The sequence below is a fragment of the Anatilimnocola aggregata genome, assembly GCF_007747655.1.
GTDB lineage: Bacteria > Planctomycetota > Planctomycetia > Pirellulales > Pirellulaceae > Anatilimnocola > Anatilimnocola aggregata.
The window spans coordinates 4,941,486-4,960,206 of sequence record NZ_CP036274.1; the positions used below are offsets into that span (position 1 = coordinate 4,941,486).

Annotated in this window: 15 protein-coding genes; 9 read left to right on the plus strand and 6 right to left on the minus strand. The window is 57.4% G+C overall.

The annotated features are described in order from the left end of the window. Positions 1 to 249: 249 nt before the first annotated feature. The 5 genes from ETAA8_RS18385 to ETAA8_RS18405 form a co-directional block, all read right to left on the minus strand. Positions 250 to 1,050: an MBL fold metallo-hydrolase gene (locus ETAA8_RS18385; protein WP_145091478.1), complete on the minus strand. Its 801-nt coding sequence runs from the start codon at positions 1,048 to 1,050 to the stop codon at positions 250 to 252. A 153-nt stretch (positions 1,051 to 1,203) separates the two neighbouring features. Then, entirely contained in the window at positions 1,204 to 2,082 is an 879-nt protein-coding gene (locus ETAA8_RS18390) for a ThuA domain-containing protein (protein ID WP_145091481.1), read from the minus strand. Between the two features lie 80 nt (positions 2,083 to 2,162). After that, positions 2,163 to 2,477 (minus strand): hypothetical protein, encoded by a 315-nt coding sequence (locus ETAA8_RS18395; RefSeq protein WP_145091484.1) that lies wholly within the window; start codon positions 2,475 to 2,477, stop codon positions 2,163 to 2,165. Next, positions 2,477 to 2,875 (minus strand): Dabb family protein, encoded by a 399-nt coding sequence (locus ETAA8_RS18400; RefSeq protein WP_145091487.1) that lies wholly within the window; start codon positions 2,873 to 2,875, stop codon positions 2,477 to 2,479. The genes ETAA8_RS18395 and ETAA8_RS18400 overlap by 1 nt, the downstream gene beginning before the upstream one ends. Before the next feature lie 34 nt (positions 2,876 to 2,909). Further along, positions 2,910 to 3,662 (minus strand): MBL fold metallo-hydrolase, encoded by a 753-nt coding sequence (locus ETAA8_RS18405; RefSeq protein ID WP_145091490.1) that lies wholly within the window; start codon positions 3,660 to 3,662, stop codon positions 2,910 to 2,912. Between the two features lie 145 nt (positions 3,663 to 3,807). Between ETAA8_RS18405 and ETAA8_RS18410 the strand changes: the two genes are divergently transcribed. The 9 genes from ETAA8_RS18410 to ETAA8_RS18450 all read left to right on the plus strand — a co-directional run bounded on the left by ETAA8_RS18410 (position 3,808) and on the right by ETAA8_RS18450 (position 18,388). After that, on the plus strand, positions 3,808 to 7,254 hold the full coding sequence (locus ETAA8_RS18410; RefSeq protein WP_238397417.1) for a Tex-like N-terminal domain-containing protein: 3,447 nt from the start codon (positions 3,808 to 3,810) through the stop codon (positions 7,252 to 7,254). Positions 7,255 to 7,497: 243 nt separating this feature from the next. After that, positions 7,498 to 10,425 (plus strand): PAS domain S-box protein, encoded by a 2,928-nt coding sequence (locus ETAA8_RS18415; protein WP_145091493.1) that lies wholly within the window; start codon positions 7,498 to 7,500, stop codon positions 10,423 to 10,425. Then, positions 10,385 to 11,011, plus strand: coding sequence for a response regulator transcription factor (locus ETAA8_RS18420; RefSeq protein ID WP_145091496.1), 627 nt, complete (start codon positions 10,385 to 10,387; stop codon positions 11,009 to 11,011). The genes ETAA8_RS18415 and ETAA8_RS18420 overlap by 41 nt, the downstream gene beginning before the upstream one ends. Before the next feature lie 301 nt (positions 11,012 to 11,312). Then, positions 11,313 to 11,921, plus strand: a complete 609-nt coding sequence (coaE, locus tag ETAA8_RS18425; RefSeq protein ID WP_145091499.1) for a dephospho-CoA kinase — start codon at positions 11,313 to 11,315, stop codon at positions 11,919 to 11,921. A gap of 160 nt (positions 11,922 to 12,081) precedes the next feature. Continuing rightward, complete coding sequence (locus ETAA8_RS18430) at positions 12,082 to 13,080, plus strand: ROK family protein (protein WP_145091502.1); 999 nt, start codon at positions 12,082 to 12,084, stop codon at positions 13,078 to 13,080. Between the two features lie 30 nt (positions 13,081 to 13,110). After that, positions 13,111 to 14,697 (plus strand): Ppx/GppA phosphatase family protein, encoded by a 1,587-nt coding sequence (locus ETAA8_RS18435; RefSeq protein ID WP_145091505.1) that lies wholly within the window; start codon positions 13,111 to 13,113, stop codon positions 14,695 to 14,697. 14 nt (positions 14,698 to 14,711) lie between these two features. Further along, entirely contained in the window at positions 14,712 to 16,823 is a 2,112-nt protein-coding gene (gene ppk1 / locus ETAA8_RS18440) for a polyphosphate kinase 1 (protein ID WP_145091508.1), read from the plus strand. Positions 16,824 to 16,872: 49 nt separating this feature from the next. Then, on the plus strand, positions 16,873 to 17,364 hold the full coding sequence (locus tag ETAA8_RS18445; RefSeq protein ID WP_145091511.1) for a SixA phosphatase family protein: 492 nt from the start codon (positions 16,873 to 16,875) through the stop codon (positions 17,362 to 17,364). 49 nt (positions 17,365 to 17,413) lie between these two features. Beyond that, positions 17,414 to 18,388, plus strand: a complete 975-nt coding sequence (locus ETAA8_RS18450) for a CHAD domain-containing protein (protein ID WP_145091514.1) — start codon at positions 17,414 to 17,416, stop codon at positions 18,386 to 18,388. Here the strand turns inward: ETAA8_RS18450 and ETAA8_RS18455 are convergent. Next, the gene (locus ETAA8_RS18455) at positions 18,361 to 18,714 is read right to left on the minus strand and encodes a hypothetical protein (protein WP_145091517.1); all 354 of its coding nucleotides are present in this window, start codon (positions 18,712 to 18,714) and stop codon (positions 18,361 to 18,363) included. The two genes, ETAA8_RS18450 and ETAA8_RS18455, sit on opposite strands and share 28 nt — an antisense overlap. Between the last annotated feature and the right edge of the window lie 7 nt (positions 18,715 to 18,721).

The following is an 18,721-nucleotide window of genomic DNA, read 5'->3' on the forward strand; positions in this document are numbered from 1 at the left end:
CAGCCGAGCTGACGCGTCGGGCAAAAATCCTGGAGGGGCTAAATCCCGCGCAACATCCGTGTGGGACAAGCCTTAGGACAACATAAGCCATTCAGCCAAAAATGGCAATTGAAAGTCTCGCTAGCGAAGCGCAAATTCCGCGTCTACGAGGGCGTTTTTAGCGGGCCCGGGGCGGCAGACCCCAAAGCTTGTTAGCGTGCGAAGGGCGAATTTGTTACGTCGCCGGTTTGCGCACCAGCCGCAGCGCTATTATGTGAGGGGAATGCGCTGGCCGTCATAGCCCATTTCGATGCCAGGCGGGAGTTTGGCGTTGGTCTCTGCATGCCCAAGTTCGTGGCAAATGTGCGTGAAGATGGTCCGCTTGGGACGCAGTTGCTGGGCAACGGCAATTGCCTCGTCGACACAAAAATGAGTGACGTGGGGCCGCCAGCGCAGGGCATCGATCACCAGCACATCGAGCCCCTGCAATTGGGCCATCGTATCGCCGGGAATGTGATTGGTATCGGTGCAATAGGCGATATTGCCGACGCGAAAACCGAGCACCTCAAACCGCGGTCCGTGCTTCAGCCGCAAGGGAATGACTTCGGCACCCAGCAGCGACAAGGGTTCCAGATCGAGGGGGCGAATCGACAACTGCGGCGCTGCCCCTTGATGAGTGTGCTCTTCGTGAAAAGCATAGTCGAACGCGCGGCGAATGCGACGCTCGACCGGCTCTTCGCAATAGAGGGGAATTGGATGCCCCAGGTAAAAGGGGAACAGCCGCAGATCGTCGAGCCCAAACAGGTGATCGGCATGCTCATGTGTATAAACGACCGCGTGGACAATGCCGACGTTCTCGCGGAGCAACTGAAAGCGCAGATCGGGGCCCGTGTCGATCAGCAAATTTCCTTCTGGCAAGCCGATTAGAGCACTGGCTCGCGTCCGCTTGTCGTGCGGATCGGTACTTAAGCAAACATCGCAGCCGCAGCCCAGTGAAGGAACACCGACGCTCGTGCCAGTCCCCAGCAGGATGAACTGGCCGCGAATATCGGTGGTAAGAATCGTTTTCACTGGCGAAGGACTATAAGCTGGGAATGAGAGATTCGAGGCGGTCGGTTGTTTACTGTGAGTTTCGCCCTGCTCGAGACATTGATGCAGTTAATTTGAGAGTCAGAGTCGATTCGCAAGATTGTCAAATATTCGCTTCGTTCTGATAGTGGGAAATTACTTTTTGGCCGGAGTAGGCTGCGGGTCGCCAAGTTTGCTCTCGAAGCTGAACCTGGCTGGCTCGCTCCGCTTGATCAGGTAATCGTCATTCAACTTATCGCACGACCAGAGCAGGCCGCGGCTGATAAAATTCAAGAAGACTGGATCTTGCATTTCGCTGCTGTAATGACCAATGGTGGTGCCGAAGACGCGCCCCTTGCCATACGTGTTCGTCCAGATGCAAACGTGATCGCTTTTGGTTTCCGGGCTATGGGCATGTGCGAGCGGCGTGCAGTTTTCCCAAATCTTGGCGATGTGATACAACTCGCCGGCTGGCGTTTTCCATTTTTCACCAAAGCCCGCCATGATTGGGCTATCGGCTTTGAGATTGATGGCTTCAAACGGAAAATGTCCGCCGTGCCTGTGCGACGTGACCCCGATAAACTTGAACCACTCGTCCGTTTTGTCGCGGTAACAGTGCATGGCGCAGTGAATCACAATCGCCGGCTTTCCTTCGCGATGTGGCTTGAGGATCTTTTCGGTGAAGCCGGGTTCCTTCACATCGGCAAAGCATTCGTTGTGGATCACAACATCGTAAGGGTCAGCCCAGCCTTCCTTTTCGTAGATCGAAACCTTGTGGTTGGTGCTCTTACCCCCTTCATGGACGATGGTGAATTCCGTCTTCGCGTGGTAGGCAATTCCCTCGCTCAGAATCAGCTTTTGCCGTTCATAGTCGTGACAACAACCACCGGTCACCAGCAGCACCTTCAGCGGTTTAACCTCATCCTTTTTCTCTTGTGCCTGTGAAGTACCAGGGAGCAGGCACAACCCGTTGACGAACAGAACCAACAACGCAACGAAACCAGCAGCTCGCTGAAGAGGTAGAACGGCAGGCATAGTAGCAAACTCCCAAAAGTGACGATGAAGGCAAGTGCCCATTGTAGCGGTGCAGAACGTGGCAGCGGAACGAGGTTCCATCAGCCATCTTTGAGTTTGGGCCGAATGAGCCAGTCGCGCAGGCGGTCGTATAGCCAATACTGCAGAAAAAGTAGCAGGAGCGGCCCGATAATCACGATCGTTTGGGCAATGCGTGGATCGCGCCTGCTGCTGGACCTGATCTCTAGCCACGATTGATAGGCAATGGAGACGGCAAGTGTGTTGAAGAGCAGAAGCACTCCTGTAATCGCGAGAATGCCCAGCAGATGAGCACACCCGAGTTGCAGCACGGCTGGAACCTGCCGGGAATTGCTCCGCTGAGTCTCGACGCGCGGCTGATTGGAGTCATTGGCCATTAGGGCTGGGCCCAATAGTCGAAGACGATCACCTTTTCGCGCCGGTCTTTCACCACTTGCACATAGGCCGTATGCGCAGGGTGCTTCAAATATTCGTCGCGCCCCGCTTCATCTCGAAACGTCACGACAAAACAGTGCGTGAAACCTTCGGACTTCCCTTCTGGGCTGACGTTTGTTCCCATTTCGAAGTCGATGATCTTATCGATCTTTTTGGGGAGCGCCGCAAAGGTATCGCCCACTTCCTGAATCTGGGCCGGAGACATCTCGGCTTTGAATTTGTACATCACGATGTGCCGCAGCACTTTGGCATCTTTCGCCGGAGCTTGGGCAGCAGCCATGGTGGAACCAGCAAGTGCAAGTAAGGCGGTGAACAGACAAACAAAGGTAGGTAGTTTCATGAGATCGCCGGGAAAGTGCCAAGAATAGGGTTCGTCAAAAATTAATCTTTTGTAAGTCGTAGGCAATCGAAACTGGCAGGTCCAGGTCGTTGCGCAGTTCCAGTCCCAGGGGATCATCATCCTCAGCCATCGGGTTGATGTGAATGAGAACCAGTTTTTTCACTGCTGCCGCGCGGGCCACCGCCAATACCGGCGACAAGCAGCTGTGACCGGTCTTTAAGGCCATCTCTTCTTGTCCATCGGGAAAGTAACATTCGTGAATGAGCAGGTCGACGCCACGAATCTCGTCGATGTAGGGCGAATCGGCTCGTGCCGTGGTGTCGGTCACGTAAGCCAGCGAGCGATCGGGCCAATCCAATCGATACCCAAGCGAGCCACCGGGGTGCTCCAGCGGAAAATACCTTAATGTTCCGCCGCCTGAAGTATCACCCCCAATTTTCAGCGGGCCGGTGAGAGGTTTGAAGGTGAGCGGAGGCATGGCGGGAAACAGTGGCCGGGCAAATAAGTGGTCTTGAACGGCTTGCAGATGCGTGGAGGTTCCATGCACCCGCGTCGCTTGCAAGCCGGATTCATGAGCCACATCGAACAGAAACGTCAGCCCGATCACATGGTCGAGATGAGCATGCGTGACGAAGACATCGAGTTCGGCGGTTTGCAGCCAATCGCGCACGCGAAAGAAGCCGGTGCCAGCATCGAGCACCAGGCCAATTTCAGGAAACATCAAACACGCGGTGTGACGTCGCGCGCTGGGATGATAGCCGGTGGTGCCGAGAAGAATGAGTTGCATCGCCGGTAAGTCTAACGAACTGCTGAGGCAAAGCAACGAGTTCTGGCCAGTTGGAGGGGTGCGCGTAAGCAAGGAGAACCTTGACAAGATGTCGTTGCAGCGCTAGATTGCGCGGCTTGTATTTTGCGCGGGGCATTTGCGCGCAATGTCGTTTCTGGTTTTTCTTTACGTCCGCGGCACTGTTGAGTTTTGCATGACCGAGCCTTATCGCGTCGACCTGAGTCAATTGGCTCGCGACGTCAACCTGCCAGCGGAAAAAGTAGAGCGAACCGTAGCGCTGCTCGATGACGGCAACACGGTCCCGTTCATTACCCGATACCGCAAGGACGAAACCGGCGGTCTCGACGAAGAACAAATTCGCGAAATTCAAGGCCGTGTGATCAAGCTGCGAATGCTCGCCGAGCGTAAAGCGACGATCCTCAAGTCGATTGAAGCTCAGGGCAAATTGACCCCGGAACTCGCCGAGCAGATCCAGAATGCTCACACGCCTAAGCGGCTTGAGGATCTATATCTGCCGTTCAAGCCGCGCAAACAGACGTTGGCAACCATCGCCCGCGAGCGCGGGCTGGAACCACTTGCGCGCGAAATTCTGGAAGCTGATCCGGCGGCTGCCGACCTCGACAAACGGGCTGCCGATTTCGTTTCTGCCGATAAACAGTTGAACTCCATTGGCGATGTACTGCTCGGCGTTGGTCACTTGCTGGCGGAGAAGTTCGGTGAAAACCCCGAATTGCGCGGCCGGTTACGGCGAATTTTTCAACGCAGCGGCAAGCTCGTCTGCACCAAAATTGAAGTGGCTGAACCGTCCGCAGCAGCCTCGTTGCCAGCAGGCGAAGTGTCGGCCGAAGAACAGGTTGAGCTTGAAGCTTCAGCTGTCATAGTTGCGGCTGACGAAGAATCTGCGACCGAGGTCGTCGAGACACTGCCTGCTGAAACGTCGGCTGTCGAAACTGCGACCGCTTCGCTTCAGCAACCTCCACCCGACAGTGATCTGCCCGTCGATCCGGCCCTGGCACCGGAGCAAGTAGAAGATACCTCGTCATCGGCCACTTCTGCCGCGATTGACATTGTGGCTGCTGGCGAAGCTGCGCCTGCTGGCGATGTACTCCCAACAGGTCGCTTGTTCGAGAAGCCCGCCGCGCCGCTGGTGGCTCCCGATGTAAAGTCGCAGAAAAAGAAGAAAAAAAAGAAGAAGAAGAAGGTCGTCGCCGAAAACGCCTTCAAGGATTTTTATAGCTACGCCGAGCCTTTGGCCAAGATTCCGCCCCATCGCATTCTGGCGATCAATCGGGGCGAACGAGCTCGCGCGATTCGCGTCAAAGTCGAAGCCGATGTCGACGCGATGACTGCCGAAGCGGAACAATTCCTGGTGCCCGCCGACCATCCGCACGCAGTGTTTCTGAAGGGTTGCGTCCGCGATGCTTTGCAGCGGCTAATTCTGCCTAGCTTGGAACGTGAAGTTCGCCGCGAACAAACGGATCACGCCGAAGAGCACGCCGTCGATGTGTTCATTCGCAACCTGCGCAAGTTGTTGCTGCAGCCACCGACCCATAGCCGCCGCGTGCTGGCCGTCGATCCGGGTTTTAAGAGTGGCTGCAAGCTTGTTGCGCTCGATGAGTTCGGCAACGTGCTCGGCCACAGCATGATGTACGTGATTGGCAAAGACGACCGGCACGAAAAGGCTCGGACCCGTCTGGCCGACATGGTCAAACAATACAACGTCTCGGTCATCGCGATCGGCAATGGAACGGGTTGTCGGGAAACCGAACAACTGGTGGCCGACGTTCTGGCGTCGGAGTTGAAGGACCGGGACGTCGCCTACGTGATTGTGAACGAAGCGGGCGCGAGCATTTACAGCACCAGCCCGCTGGGGCGTGAAGAACTGCCGCATCACGATGCACTGCAGCGCGGAGCGATTTCGATTGGCCGCCGGCTGCTCGATCCGCTATCGGAAATGGTGAAGATCAATCCGGCGAACCTGGGTGTGGGCTTATATCAGCACGATATGAAGGCCAAACATCTGAAGGATTCGCTCGACGCAGTAGTTGAATCGTGCGTGAACTTCGTCGGCGTGGACGTGAATTCTGCGAGTCCCGCGCTCCTGCGGTATGTCTCGGGCATGAACGCGCTGACCGCTCGCCGCGTGTATGAATATCGCCGCGAACATGGCCCATTCAAGAACCGCGAACAGTTCAAAGAGGTGCCCGGATTTGGGGATGCTACGTTCGTGCAGGCGGCCGGGTTTTTGAAGATCATCGGTGGTGAGAATCCGCTCGATGCGACCTGGATTCACCCAGAAAGCTACGAAACGGCCCGCGTTGTCCTGCATAAGATGGGGACCGACGAAAACGAACTGGCTAAGGTCGTGCCTGCTCCGCCGCCGAAGCCGCAGAAGAGCGAATTCGGCGCTTTGCCTGAAGAGAAATCAGCTGAAGGTCAGCCCGCGGAAGTTGCAGTCACTGAAATGCCGATGGCAGACGGCATAACGGTCGAAACAACTGCGCCAGTGGAAGCAGCGTCATCAGAACCAACCGCTGCTGCTGCGGTTACTGAACCGGTTGTTCCTGCCGCGCCCATGGTGAGTGAACCTGGCGAGAATACGGCCGCGAGTTCGTTAGCAACAACAGAGCCACTCGTTCCTGTCGAAATTTCTAACGAGCAGCCTTCGGCGGGATCGGCAGCAGATGCTGTTTCGCCACAGCCGGTGAAGAACCGGATCGCAGAACTTGCGGCCCAAGTGATCGTCGACCAGTTAGCTGCCGAGTTGAACACCGGCACACACTTGCTGCGCGACATTTTGAATTCGTTCAAACGTCCGGGCCTCGATCCGCGCGAAAGCTTTCCCGCGCCGGTCTTCCGCCGCGGCATCATGAAGCTGGAAGACTTGCAACCTGGCATGGAACTGCAGGCTTCGGTGCTCAACGTGGTCGACTTCGGTGTGTTTGTGGATATCGGCTTGTCGGACAGTGGCTTGATTCACATTAGTCGTCTGGCCGACCGTTACATTCGCGATCCACACGAAGTGGTCGGCGTCGGTGACGTGCTGAAAGTCTGGGTCGTGGAGGTCGATAAGAATCGGCGTCGCGTCTCGCTGACGGCAATCGCTCCCGGAAGTGAAAAACCTCAACGTCCGCCGCGCGAGCGCGGCCCACGTAGGCCCCGGCAAGAAGGTGCTCCGCAAGGAGGCGCACAAGGCCGTGGACCGCAACCAGCCGGAGTCGGCAGTGGCGAGCGTCCGCCAGGTCAGTTCGAACAGCGACCAGCTGGCGATCGGCCAAACGATAATCGTCGGCGCGACGATCGTCCCCGAGGCGATGGTAGGCGGGATCAAGGTCCACCTCGCGAGGGGCAAGGTGGTGGTCAACGACCATCGCGTCCGCCGCAAGGTCGGGGACGTGGACAAGATCGACGCCGCGATGAACCGGCCCAACCACGCGTGATCGAGCGGGCTCCCACCAAACCCAAGGTAGAGAAGCCCATTACCAAGGCCCAGCAGGAGGGGCGCGCACCGATGCGTTCCTTCGGCGACTTGCAGCAGTTCTTCGAGAAGAAACGCCCCGGCAAAGATGGCGAAGGGGACTCGAAGAAGTAGTTCGCGGCAGTATTTGCCGCGAAGTATGGCACCCAAGCCGGTTCACTATTGAAACGGCTGTTTTGGGGGGTGATAAAGTCGCATAGCTCTCGCGACGATTGGGAAATAGTCTGTTAGGCTTCCAGGTCTCTCGTGTTCGAAGGACTTCGACCACACCTAGGCGACTTCGTCTCCAGAGCGACTCTCCGCAGCATTCGTTGGTAACCAATCACCGTTCTGCAGGCTGGGCGCTGAATCGTTCGGATGGCTCCAGGCGCGCGACATTTCGTTCAGGTTTTGCTCTTTGGCATCACCTATTTAGCCTTCATTGTGGCAGGGCACGCCCTGTCGTTTCCGGAACTCCAGTTCGCCACGTTCTGGCCCGCGGCTGGATTATTTTTAGCCACACTCGCGCTCTGCCCCCAACGACATTGGTGGCAGTACGTGTTTCTGGCGACGGCGCTGAACATCGCCACCGAACTAGTTTTGTTCGAGCAGCCAGTGTGGCTGGCTTTGGTGTTCGCCCTGGCCAATGGATTTGAGGCTTGTTGCGGAGCGGCGTTACTACGCTGGTGCCATGGTGGGCCGGTACAGTTTCTAAAGTTGAGGCATGTGCTCGAACTGGCGGCGGTGGCCCTGCTGATGCCGCTCGTGGGGGCTGCCATCGGTGCCTATGGCTTGCTGCGTAATGATACCACGGTTAGTTTCTGGCGCACCTTTCAACTATGGTGGCAGGCTGACTCGGTGGGCATCTTGCTCGTCTGCCCGGTGCAGATTGCATTTGCAAATCTGAAAACCGGCCGCCTTACAGTCCGCGGTTTCGGCAAGAACTTCAGGCTTGCCGAGGCGGCTTTGGTGCTGACGCTCACCATTGCAGTGGCGTCGATCGCTTTTGGAACCAGCACGCCGTCGGTGGCCTGGGGCTTGATCGGACTGATCTATCTGGCACCGTGCCTGGTCTGGGCCGGGTTGAGGCTGGGCCGAACCGGCGCGGCTGTCAATTCGGCGGTGGCCGTAGTTATTGGCTTGTTCTGTACGGTTCACGGCTTAGGGCTGTTTGCAATTTCCTCTCCGCAGCCGGACCTGCAAGCGCTCGCATTCCAGTCATTCACTCTGGTCGCAATGCTAACACCGATCGTCTTCGCAACCGTGATCGACGACCGTCAAGCTGTCGAAGAACAGCTGCGATACAACCTTAACATCTTGCAATCGGTGCTGAACAACACGACAGATTTGATATACGTCAAAGATAGGGAAGGCCGGTATCTGTTGATGAATCAGGCCGGGGCCGATTTGATTCATCGATCGGTGAGCGACATTGTCGGGCGATTTGACTACGAGATTATCCCCGCACACCTGGCCGATGGTGTCAGGCAGCGCGACCAGTTGGTATTTGCAGCCGGCCATGCCCTGACGTTTGAAGAGACCGCTCAATTAGAGAATCGCAAGTATTGGTTTTTGACGACGAAGAGCCCTTATCGCAACACAGCAGGTGAGATTGTCGGCCTGGTGGGCTTGTCGCGCGACATTACCCAACGCGTGGAACAACTGGAAGCTTTGGCAGAAAGCGAGCGCCGCTATCGCACTTTGGTGACTTCGTCAAACGTTGGTATCTACGAGACCGATCGTGACGGCCTGTGTAAGTATCTCAATCCGCGCTGGGCGGAACTCACCGGTCGACCTGCGGATTTTGGAGAAGAACACGGTTGGGTCGAGTGCTTGCATCCAGCTGATCGAGAACCGGTGGCGCGCGCTTTTCAGCAAGCGCTTGAACTAGGTGGAAATTTCGAGATGGAGTATCGCTACCTCACGCCGCAGGGGCAGATCACTTGGGTCTATGGCACCGCGGTGCCGATTCGAGATGAGCACGGTGTGGTTACCGGCTACCTTGGCAATGTGATCGATATCTCGGACAAGAAACGCGTGGTGCTCGAACTGCAAGCCAGCGAAGAACGGTTTCGGCGCATGGCGGACTCGGCACCGGTGCTCATCTGGACGAGCAATACCCGAGGAGAGTTCACCTATTGCAACCTGCGTTGGTTCGAATTCACGGGACGCACGTTGGAAGCAGAATTGGGGCGAGGCTGGCTCGACCATGTGCAGGACGAAGATCGCGCCGCCTGCGAACAAGCCTACTCAGAAGCTGCGGCGACGCAAAGTTCCTTTCGCTTAGACTATCGCCTCCGCCGGAACGATGGCGAATATCGCTGGATGCACCACGAGGGAACGCCCAAACTCCTGAGTAACGGTGAGTTTCGCGGATTCATTGGAAGTTGCTTCGACATCACCGACCAACGTCGCGCGACGGAAACTTTGCTTCGCGCGAAGAGTGAACTTGAACGCCATGTGGCCGAACGAACAGCCGCCCTGCAGGTAGCAAACAACCAGTTGCACGAGGCTCTGGTGGAACAGGCTCGGGCTGAAGAGCGATTGCAGCAACAGCAGGCGCAGCTGGCGCATGTATCGCGTTTGAGTGTGATGGGCGAGATGGCTGCAGGCCTCGCGCACGAAATCAATCAGCCGCTGTTCGCCATCCAAAACTACACGGCGGGGATTCTCCGACGCTGGTCGGGGCCCGATGATTTCAGCCCCGAACTGCGCGACATCCTGGCCCAAATCTCGCAAGAATCCAATCGTGCCGCGGAAATTGTGCGGCGCGTGCGCGTGTTCGCACGCAAGCAATTGGGCGAACGTGCCTCGCTGTCGCTCAACGGCGTCGTGCAGGAGGTATTGCAACTTCTCGCCAGCGAAATCCGCAAGCAGCATGTCGAAATCAAGCTCGCCTTAGCTCCGCACCTGCCTACAGTGCTTATCGATCGCGTGCAGATTCAACAGGTGCTCGTCAATCTCATTCGCAACTCGCTCGACTCGATGGAATCGCTGCCGGCCCGTTTGCGGATCATCACGATCAGCACATATCTCGGCGCGGACGAAGTTCATTGCCAGGTGAACGACGCAGGGCCGGGAATTTCAGCAGAAGTCAAACAGCGGCTGTTCGAGCCGTTCTTTACTACTAAACGATCGGGCCTAGGGATGGGCTTGTCGATCAGTCGGTCGATTATTGAAGCGCACGGAGGAAGCCTGCAAGCCGAACCAACGACTGCCGGGGCGGCATTCCATTTTTCAATTCCTTTGCTTGAGGATCAAGCTGATGACGCCAGCCACAGTCACGCAGACAGTATTCTTGGTTGATGACGATCCGGGTGCATTGCGTTCGCTATCGTTCCTGATCCAAACCGACAACCTCAACGTCGAGAGCTATCAGTCGGCCCAGGCGTTCCTAGATCAATTCGACATGGAACGCTCCGGTTGTCTGGTGGCCGACGTGCGCATGCCGGAAATGTCGGGGCTCGATCTGCAGCGCATCTTGCGCGAACGGGGCTCGCAGATTCCAATCATCTTTTTGACCGCTCACGGCGACCTCGCTGCCTGTCGTCGCGCCTTTCGCGACGGCGCAGTCGACTTTCTGGAAAAGACGCAACTGGACGATCAAGCGCTGCTGAATCTAATTCGCACTTCGCTCGAGCGCGACCTAGCTGCCCGCAAAGCGAGCCGCGGTCAGCACGAACTGCTTCCCATGCTGCAGACTCTCACCGATCGCGAACGCGAAGTAATGGACCGACTTGTTGCCGGCCGAACCGTCAAACAGATTGCCACGGAGTTTGACGTCAGCATTCAGACGATCGCAAAACATCGGACCAAGTTGTTGGAAAAGTTAAAGGTTGAAAATGATATCGAATTGGTCCGAATGATCCTAGGCGTCGCGGCCACTAAGTAGCCATAGACAACAACGCCAAACGGGTGGTTTTCGCTGTCATGGTTCGTGCGTGCCGTGACATGCGCCCGGACAACCGACTGGCTTGTGGCCTAAATGTGCCAAACGGTGATAATTTCAAGTCTATTGCTGCACGATTAGTGGCGATATTTATTCTCAACAGTCACCTCGCACCTGATGATGACGCGCTGGATCTCCGCCGGGATTCCTGGCAGGAAAAACCAGCGTTCGCACAGAGGTGCCTTCCGGGCTCTGGTGCTGCCCCTCCATCCCGGTTGGCACCTCCCTTGGTTATGCTGGGGAGATGCTTACGATCGGTCTTATTGGCGGCATTGCGAGTGGCAAGAGTGCCGTCGCGCAAGCATTCGTTAAGCTTGGGGCCGTGGTGCTCGATGCAGACCGTGCCGGGCATGCAGTTCTCCGCGAACCGCCGGTCATCGCAACCCTCGTTGATCGCTGGGGGCCAGGCATCCTGACGTCCGATGGTCAGGTTAGTCGCTCGGCTGTTGCCAAAATTGTATTTGCCGAGGGAAGCGAGTCGGAACGACTGTTTCTCAATCGGCTGACTCACCCACTCATCGCCGAAAAGTTGAAAACAGAGTTGAATTTGCTTCAGAGCGAAGGACATCCGGCTGCGATCCTGGACGCGGCCCTCTTGCTCGAAGCGGGTTGGGATCGGCTGTGCGACCGGGTTCTGTTTGTCGATGCCCCTCAGTCGGCCAGGTTGGAGCGTGCGAAGGGCCGTGGCTGGGATGCCGCGGAGTTAGCGCGTCGCGAAGCGACCCAACTTCCACTGGGCGAGAAGAAGCAACGCTCGACCGCGGTGATCGAGAATGGCGGCACCTTGGACGACTTGAATCGACAGGTCAAAGCGTTTTGGCTGGCCTGGATTCCGACCGACGTTAACTCGTGATGCGATCACGGTTCTGCGGAACGTGAAGATTCAGTGAACCGCCCTCTGCTGATCGGTGCCGACTAGTTACCGGGCACTGATCGGATAGAATCGACGAACAGAGGGTGATTCCGCTAGTCTGCATACTTCCCCGATACTACTTCTCTGAGCTTGTGTGGGCATGGATTCAACGCAACCCGATCGCTGCTGGGTAGGATTTGACCTCGGCGGCACGAAGATGATGGCCACCGTCTTCGACGAGCAGTTTCGCCCGCTCGGCCGCAAGCGCCGCAAGACCAAGGGGGCCGAAGGTGCCCGTCCCGGCATGGAGCGCGTGATCGAAACGATTCACGATGCCTTGCGCGAAGCGGGGCGTTCGCCGCAGCAGTTACGTGGCATCGGTATTGGCTGCCCGGGCACGGTCGATTTAGAGCGAGGTGTCATTGTCGATTCGGCAAATCTCGGCTGGAAGAACGTTCACGTTCAAGAAATTCTGCAGAAGGAATTCGACTGCCCGGCCGTCGTGCTCAACGACGTCGATGCTGGCGTGTATGGCGAATATCGGTTTGGCGCGGGGAAAAGTGCCCGCTGCCTGATCGGCGTCTTCCCGGGGACCGGCATCGGCGGCGGCTGCGTGTACGACGGAGTGATTATTCGCGGACGGACATTGTCGGCCTTTGAGTTTGGGCACATGCAGGTAAATCCGAGTGGCTTGCAATGCGGCTGCGGTCGTATCGGCTGTCTCGAAACCGAAGCAAGCCGGCTCGCCATTTCAGCTGCGGCGGCGATGGCTGCTTTTCGCGGCGAAGCCCCTTATCTGTATCAACATGCTGAGACCGATCTGGGCAAGATTAGAAGTGGCGTCTTGGCGGCAGCGATCAAGGCTGGCGACAAGTCCGTCGAGCGAATTATTCAGCGCGCCGCAAGATTGATTGGCCAGGTCGTGGGGGATACCGTAAACCTGCTGGCTCCAGACATCGTGGTGCTCGGCGGTGGTCTCGTCGAAGCGATGCCGGAACTCTTCGTCCACGGCGTGGAAGAAGCCGCGCGTGCGCGGGCTGCCCCACCCTATGCCAAAAGCTTTAAGGTGGTTGTGGCCAAACTGGGCGACGATGCAGTCGCTCGCGGCACTGCTGCCTGGGCCGAACATTGTTTTGGCGCCGCACCAGTTCCCGCGTAATCTCGTGGCCCAATCTCCTTGGTTTTCGCCATGACTTCCCCCATTTCCGAAACTCCTGTACCGGCTCCTGCTGCCCGCGGCGTGAAGCCAGTCGCGGTGATCGATATTGGTACGGCCGCGATTCGCATGGCGATTGCCGAAATTACGGCCGCCGGCGAAGTCCGAAATCTCGAATCTTTGTCGCAAGCTGTTAGCTTGGGGCGCGATACGTTTACGCGTGGGGCAATCGCCAAAAGTACCATTGAAGATTGCGTACGCGTGCTGCGCAGTTATCGTCGCATTCTGCGCGAATATCAGATCGAGTCGGCCGAGCAGATTCGCTGCGTGGCGACCAGTGCCGTGCGCGAAGCAAGCAATCGCCTGGCCTTCCTCGATCGCGTTTATATCGCGACCGGCTTGCAGATCGATTCGCTCGACGAATCGGAAGTGAATCGAGTCGCTTATCTGGGTATTCAGCCGCTCATCGCCCGCGATGAACAACTGAGCAAGTCGCAAGTGGTGGTGGTCGAAATCGGCGGCGGCAGTACTGAACTGTTGCTACTCAAAGGTAGCGACGTGGTATATGCCCACACCTATCGCCTGGGTTCGCTGCGTCTACGCGAAACACTCGAAGCTTTCCGCGCGCCGACTCAAAAGCTGCGCAACATCATGGAGAATCATATTCAGCGGACGGTGGAAGAAATTACTGAGACTGTAGCCATCGAAGGGGCTGTGAAATTGGTCGCCATGGGGGGCGATGTCCGCTTTGCGGCCCGCACGCTTCAGCCAGGCTGGGATGGAAAGCATCTCGCACGGCTCAAGTTATCGGCACTTGAAGATCTGACAAACAAGCTGCTCGGGCAGTCAGAAGATAGCCTGGTCCGCAAGTATCACCTGACCTATCCCGAAGCTGAAACCATCGGCCCTGCGCTGCTCGCCTATGTGATGCTCGCCCGGCAATTGCAGTTAAAGGAGTTGCTGATCACAAACCTCACACTCCGCGACGGCTTGCTGCTTGAAATGGCCGCCGGTGCGGGCTGGTCGAAAGAATTCAGCAAACAGATCGTGCGCTCGGCCATGGATTTGGGCCAACGATACGATTACGACGATGTTCACGCTGGGCATGTGGCCGCGCTCTGTTCCACGCTGTTTCACGAATTGCGCGAGGAGCATCAACTTTCGCCGCGGGCCGAGGTGATCTTGTGCGTGGCCGCGCTGTTGCATGAGATCGGGCTGTTTATCAGCAATCGTAGCTATCACAAGCATTCGATGTATCTGATTCGCAACAGCGAACTCTTCGGTCTCGGTCGCAAAGAGCAACTCCTGGCATCCCTGGTCGCGCGTTATCACCGGCGTGCTTCTCCCCAGCCCACGCACGAAGGATATGCCACGCTCGATCGCGACGAACGCGTGGTTGTGGCCAAACTGTCCGCGATTCTGCGAGTCGCCATCGCGCTCGACGAGTCGCGCAGTCAGCGGATCCACCAAATTACCTGCTCGCGCGAAGATGGCCGGCTGGTCATTTCGATTCCGCTTGTCGAAGACTTATCTCTGGAACAACTCGCGCTGAAGCAGAACGGTTCGCTGTTTGAAGAAGTGTTTGGCCTCCCCGTACTGCTGCGGATGGCTCGCAAGTAAAGGTCCGTCCTCTCATGACCGAATCGAACTCAAAATTCTTCAATCGTGAACTGAGCTGGCTGGAGTTCAACCAGCGCGTGCTCGACGAGGCTACGGATGACACCACGCCGCTCCTGGAACGGTTGCGGTTTCTGGCGATCACGGCGTCGAATCTCGACGAATTCTTTATGGTCCGCGTTGGCGGCCTCAATTTGCTGATCGAACAAGGAATCACTTCGCCCGATCCGTCGGGGCTGACGCCGCAACAACAGATGAAAGCAATCACGGTTCGAGCACATCAGTTCGCGCAGGACCAGCAAGGAATTTTTAAGGACGTAGAAGCGAAACTGCAGGAGGCAGGCATTCGCCGACTGCGCGGCAGCGAACTCACCGAGCGCCGCCTGAAATCGGTCGAGCAAGTTTTTGAAAGCGAGATCTTTTCGGTTCTCACCCCGATGGCCGTTTCGCCGGGGATTGAGTTCCCGTTAATTCTCAATGTCCATTTGCACCTGTGCGTGCAATTGAAGGCCGATCCCGCGACGCCACAGCAACCGCGATTTGCATTGATACCGCTCGGGCGGACGCTGAGCCGGTTTCTCACGGCGGGTGCCGAGCGCGGCTATTCGTACGTGCTGCTCGAAGATGCCGTCGCTAAATTCCTCGACCGGTTCTTTCCGGGCGAAACGATTGAAGCACATGCTGCGTTTCGCATCACGCGCAATGCCGACTTCAGCTTGCGGGACGACCTGGCCCCCGATGTGATGCTCGGCATGCAGGGGATTCTTACGGCCCGCAAGCATGGTCAATGCGTAAGACTGGAAGTAGCTGCCGACGTTCGTCCCGAGATGTTGGCCTTCTTGCAGCAATCGCTGGAAGTTACCGATGACGGTGTGTTTCGCGTCGAAGGCCCACTGGAACTTTCGGGCTTCATGTCGCTGGCCGACTTGCCCGGCTTCGACGCGCTGCGGAATGAAGCATGGCCGCCGCAACCTTCGCTCGATATCGAACCGGGTGCGAAACTGTTCGACATCATCGCCCGCCGCGATGTGCTGCTGTATCACCCTTATCAATCGTTTGAGCCCGTCGTGCGTTTGGTGCAGGAGGCGGCAGTCGACCCCGATGTGCTAGCGATTAAACAAATTCTGTATCGCACCAGCCGCAACAGCCCGATTGTGGCTGCGTTGGCCGAAGCGGCGCGGCGCGGCAAATATGTCACGGCCATTGTCGAATTGAAGGCTCGGTTCGACGAAGCCCGCAACATCGAATGGGCTCGCAACCTGGAAGAAGCGGGCGTACAGGTGATTTATGGCGTGAAGGGACTGAAGACGCACGCCAAGCTGTGCATCATTGTGCGGCGGGAACCGCACGGCGTGCAGCGGTATGTTCACATTGGGACAGGCAACTACAACGAAATGACGGCCCGCTTGTATAGCGACGCCAGTCTGCTCACCAATAACGAAGAGCTAGGGGCCGACGCGGTCAGTTTTTTCAACGCGATCACCGGTTACTCGCAGCCCCAACGATATCGCAAGATCGAAGCGGCACCGACGGGCCTGCGCACGCGTCTGCTGGAACTAATTGAAGGGGAAACGCGGCGGAAGAAGGAAGGGCAGAAGTCTCTCATTGATGCCAAGATCAATTCGCTGGTGGACCCCGAGTTGATTTCGGCCTTGTATGCCGCCTCGCAGGCGGGTGTCAAGATTCGGCTGAACATTCGCGGCGTTTGTTGCCTCAAGCCGGGGGTGGAAGGACTGAGCGAGAATATCTCGGTAATCAGCATTGTTGATCGCTATCTGGAACATGCCCGCATCTTGCGTTTTCATCATGGCGGCGACGACCTGGTGTTTATCTCGAGCGCCGACTGGATGCCGCGCAATTTGGATCGGCGCATCGAGTTGCTCGCGCCCATCGAAGATGCGCAGTGCAAACAACGGCTAATTTCGATTCTGGATACGTACTTCGACGACACCGTGAAATCCCGCCAGTTGAAGGCGGACGGTTCTTACGTCCGGCCGAAAAAGGCGAAGACCAAGCGCCGTCGCAGCCAGGAATTGCTGTATGAAGATGCGCGGCAGCGCGTGAAGGAAGCAGAGCAATCGCAGCGAACCACGTTCGAACCTCATCGCTCAGCGACCGCAGCGGGCTGATTTCGCGGCCGATTGTGCCCGTAGTTTAACGAACATCGATTGACCAACCATGAAAACCTTGTTGCTACTTCGACACGCAAAATCGAGCTGGAAAGACTCGGACTTGGACGATCACGATCGGCCGCTAAACAAACGCGGCAAACGCGATGCGCCACGTATGGGAAAGCTGTTGCTCGATGAAAACCTGCTTCCCAATTTGATTGTCTGTTCGTCGGCCAAGCGGACGCGGCGCACGGCGGAACTGGTGGCCGAGGCGAGTGGCTATCGCGAAGAAACCCGCATCACTGGCGATCTGTACGAGGCCTGGGCCGACCGGTTGCTGGCGATCATCAATGCCTTACCAGCTGAGGCGGCGCGGGTGCTGTTGGTGGGTCACAATCCGGGGCTGGAAGAGTTGCTCGAAAGCGTGACCGGTAACTATCGCCCACTGAGTACCGCGTCGCTCGCCTGGCTGGAGTATCCTGTCGAACATTGGCGGGAAATTACCAGAGAAACAAGGGCAGAATTGAAGCAACTCTGGCAGCCGCGCGAATTAGAATAAAGTGTCGTTTGGACGCTTGTTTTGCACCCGACTCCGACCAACGCTGTTTATGCCGAAGCTGGACCGCATTCCCGCCGCCGCTCGCGCCAGTGCGCCCGTCGATCGTCTTGCGCGCGAAGTGGTCAAACAGCGGGTCCGCGCAGTGGTCAGTTATTGGCAGAAGGCAGCACAGCGGAAGTCGCCGCGAGTTGAGGATATTCATCAACTGCGAGTCTGGTCGCGGCGGTCGTTGGCAGCGCTACAGTTGTTCGCCTCAGTCCTGCCGCCGGAGCCAATGGCCGATCTCGCCAAAATACTGAACAAGGCCCGCAAACGCGCCGGCAACGCCCGTGATTGCGACGTGCTGAAGCGAACGCTCGATAAGCGGGCCCGCAAGCTGTTGGCCGAATTTCTGGTGGTGCTGAAGCAGCAGCGGCAAGAAGCGGCAGACAAGCTGCGGCACGCATATGAGAAAAAAGTGAAGTCGGGCCACTTGCGCGACTGCTGTAAAGCAGTGTTGAAAAAGCCATCGACGGCAAACAACGGCAAAGTTCATCCGCAACTCTCGTTTGGCCCCTGGTTCCAATCGCAGTTCGACAAAGTAACGGAACCATTCGTCAAGCAACTGCGGGTGAGCAAGCCGGCTCAGCGCAAGATTCATGCCCTGCGAATCGAAGGGAAGCGGGTTCGCTACGCGCTGGAGATTGGCCTGCCATCGCTGCCCAAAACCCAGGGGAAGCAGCTGTATGCGGCCCTCGAAGGATTGCAGCAACAACTGGGTGATGTTTGCGACGACCTGGCGCTCGCCGCCAAGTATCGCGAGTTGGCCGGTGAACTGAAGGCCGCTGATCGCGCGGCATTAAGGGACACGAGCGAGCAGCACGACCAGCAGGCTCAGGCAGGCTTTGCGAAGTTCGCCCGCTGGTGGCAGGCCCCGACAGGAAGAAAAAAGCTGCTGAAGTTACTCGCGGCAGTTACTTCCCCAAGCAAAAATTCGCCCACGGCAGCCAAGCCTGCTCAACGGCGAAAAAGCAAACTAAAATAAGCCATCAGCACTGCTAGGCCTGCGATCAATCCCAGCAGCAGCACCCAGGCCAATTTGCTCTCGTGTTCCTGCTCTTCCACACGCAGGGGCGGCGTATAGCCATCGCCAAAATCGTATTCGCAGCGATGGCAGCGGCGATAGAACCGTAGCTGGGCGACATCGTCGCAGTCGGGGCAGAACCGCAAAGCTTCGGCCTGCTCATCGGGCTGATAGGCGGTCGGAAAAAAATCGGTCGCGTTGCCACACACGAGGCATTCGGCTTGCCGGCTGGCCCCGCACTCCGGGCACTTTGGCCAAATTTCGATTATCTCTCCCTCGGTGGTCATCGTCAGC

Excerpts from the sequence above, each read along its gene's own strand:
- ETAA8_RS18390 (WP_145091481.1), bottom strand. The coding sequence starts at position 2,082 with ATGCCTGCCGTTCTACCTCTTCAGCGAGCTGCTGGTTTCGTTGCGTTG.
- ETAA8_RS18395 (WP_145091484.1), bottom strand. The coding sequence starts at position 2,477 with ATGGCCAATGACTCCAATCAGCCGCGCGTCGAGACTCAGCGGAGCAAT.
- ETAA8_RS18400 (WP_145091487.1), bottom strand. The coding sequence starts at position 2,875 with ATGAAACTACCTACCTTTGTTTGTCTGTTCACCGCCTTACTTGCACTT.
- ETAA8_RS18405 (WP_145091490.1), bottom strand. The coding sequence starts at position 3,662 with ATGCAACTCATTCTTCTCGGCACCACCGGCTATCATCCCAGCGCGCGA.
- ETAA8_RS18410 (WP_238397417.1), top strand. The coding sequence starts at position 3,808 with ATGTCGTTTCTGGTTTTTCTTTACGTCCGCGGCACTGTTGAGTTTTGC.
- ETAA8_RS18415 (WP_145091493.1), top strand. The coding sequence starts at position 7,498 with ATGGCTCCAGGCGCGCGACATTTCGTTCAGGTTTTGCTCTTTGGCATC.
- ETAA8_RS18420 (WP_145091496.1), top strand. The coding sequence starts at position 10,385 with ATGACGCCAGCCACAGTCACGCAGACAGTATTCTTGGTTGATGACGAT.
- coaE (WP_145091499.1), top strand. The coding sequence starts at position 11,313 with ATGCTTACGATCGGTCTTATTGGCGGCATTGCGAGTGGCAAGAGTGCC.
- ETAA8_RS18430 (WP_145091502.1), top strand. The coding sequence starts at position 12,082 with ATGGATTCAACGCAACCCGATCGCTGCTGGGTAGGATTTGACCTCGGC.
- ETAA8_RS18435 (WP_145091505.1), top strand. The coding sequence starts at position 13,111 with ATGACTTCCCCCATTTCCGAAACTCCTGTACCGGCTCCTGCTGCCCGC.
- ppk1 (WP_145091508.1), top strand. The coding sequence starts at position 14,712 with ATGACCGAATCGAACTCAAAATTCTTCAATCGTGAACTGAGCTGGCTG.
- ETAA8_RS18445 (WP_145091511.1), top strand. The coding sequence starts at position 16,873 with ATGAAAACCTTGTTGCTACTTCGACACGCAAAATCGAGCTGGAAAGAC.
- ETAA8_RS18450 (WP_145091514.1), top strand. The coding sequence starts at position 17,414 with ATGCCGAAGCTGGACCGCATTCCCGCCGCCGCTCGCGCCAGTGCGCCC.
- ETAA8_RS18455 (WP_145091517.1), bottom strand. The coding sequence starts at position 18,714 with ATGACCACCGAGGGAGAGATAATCGAAATTTGGCCAAAGTGCCCGGAG.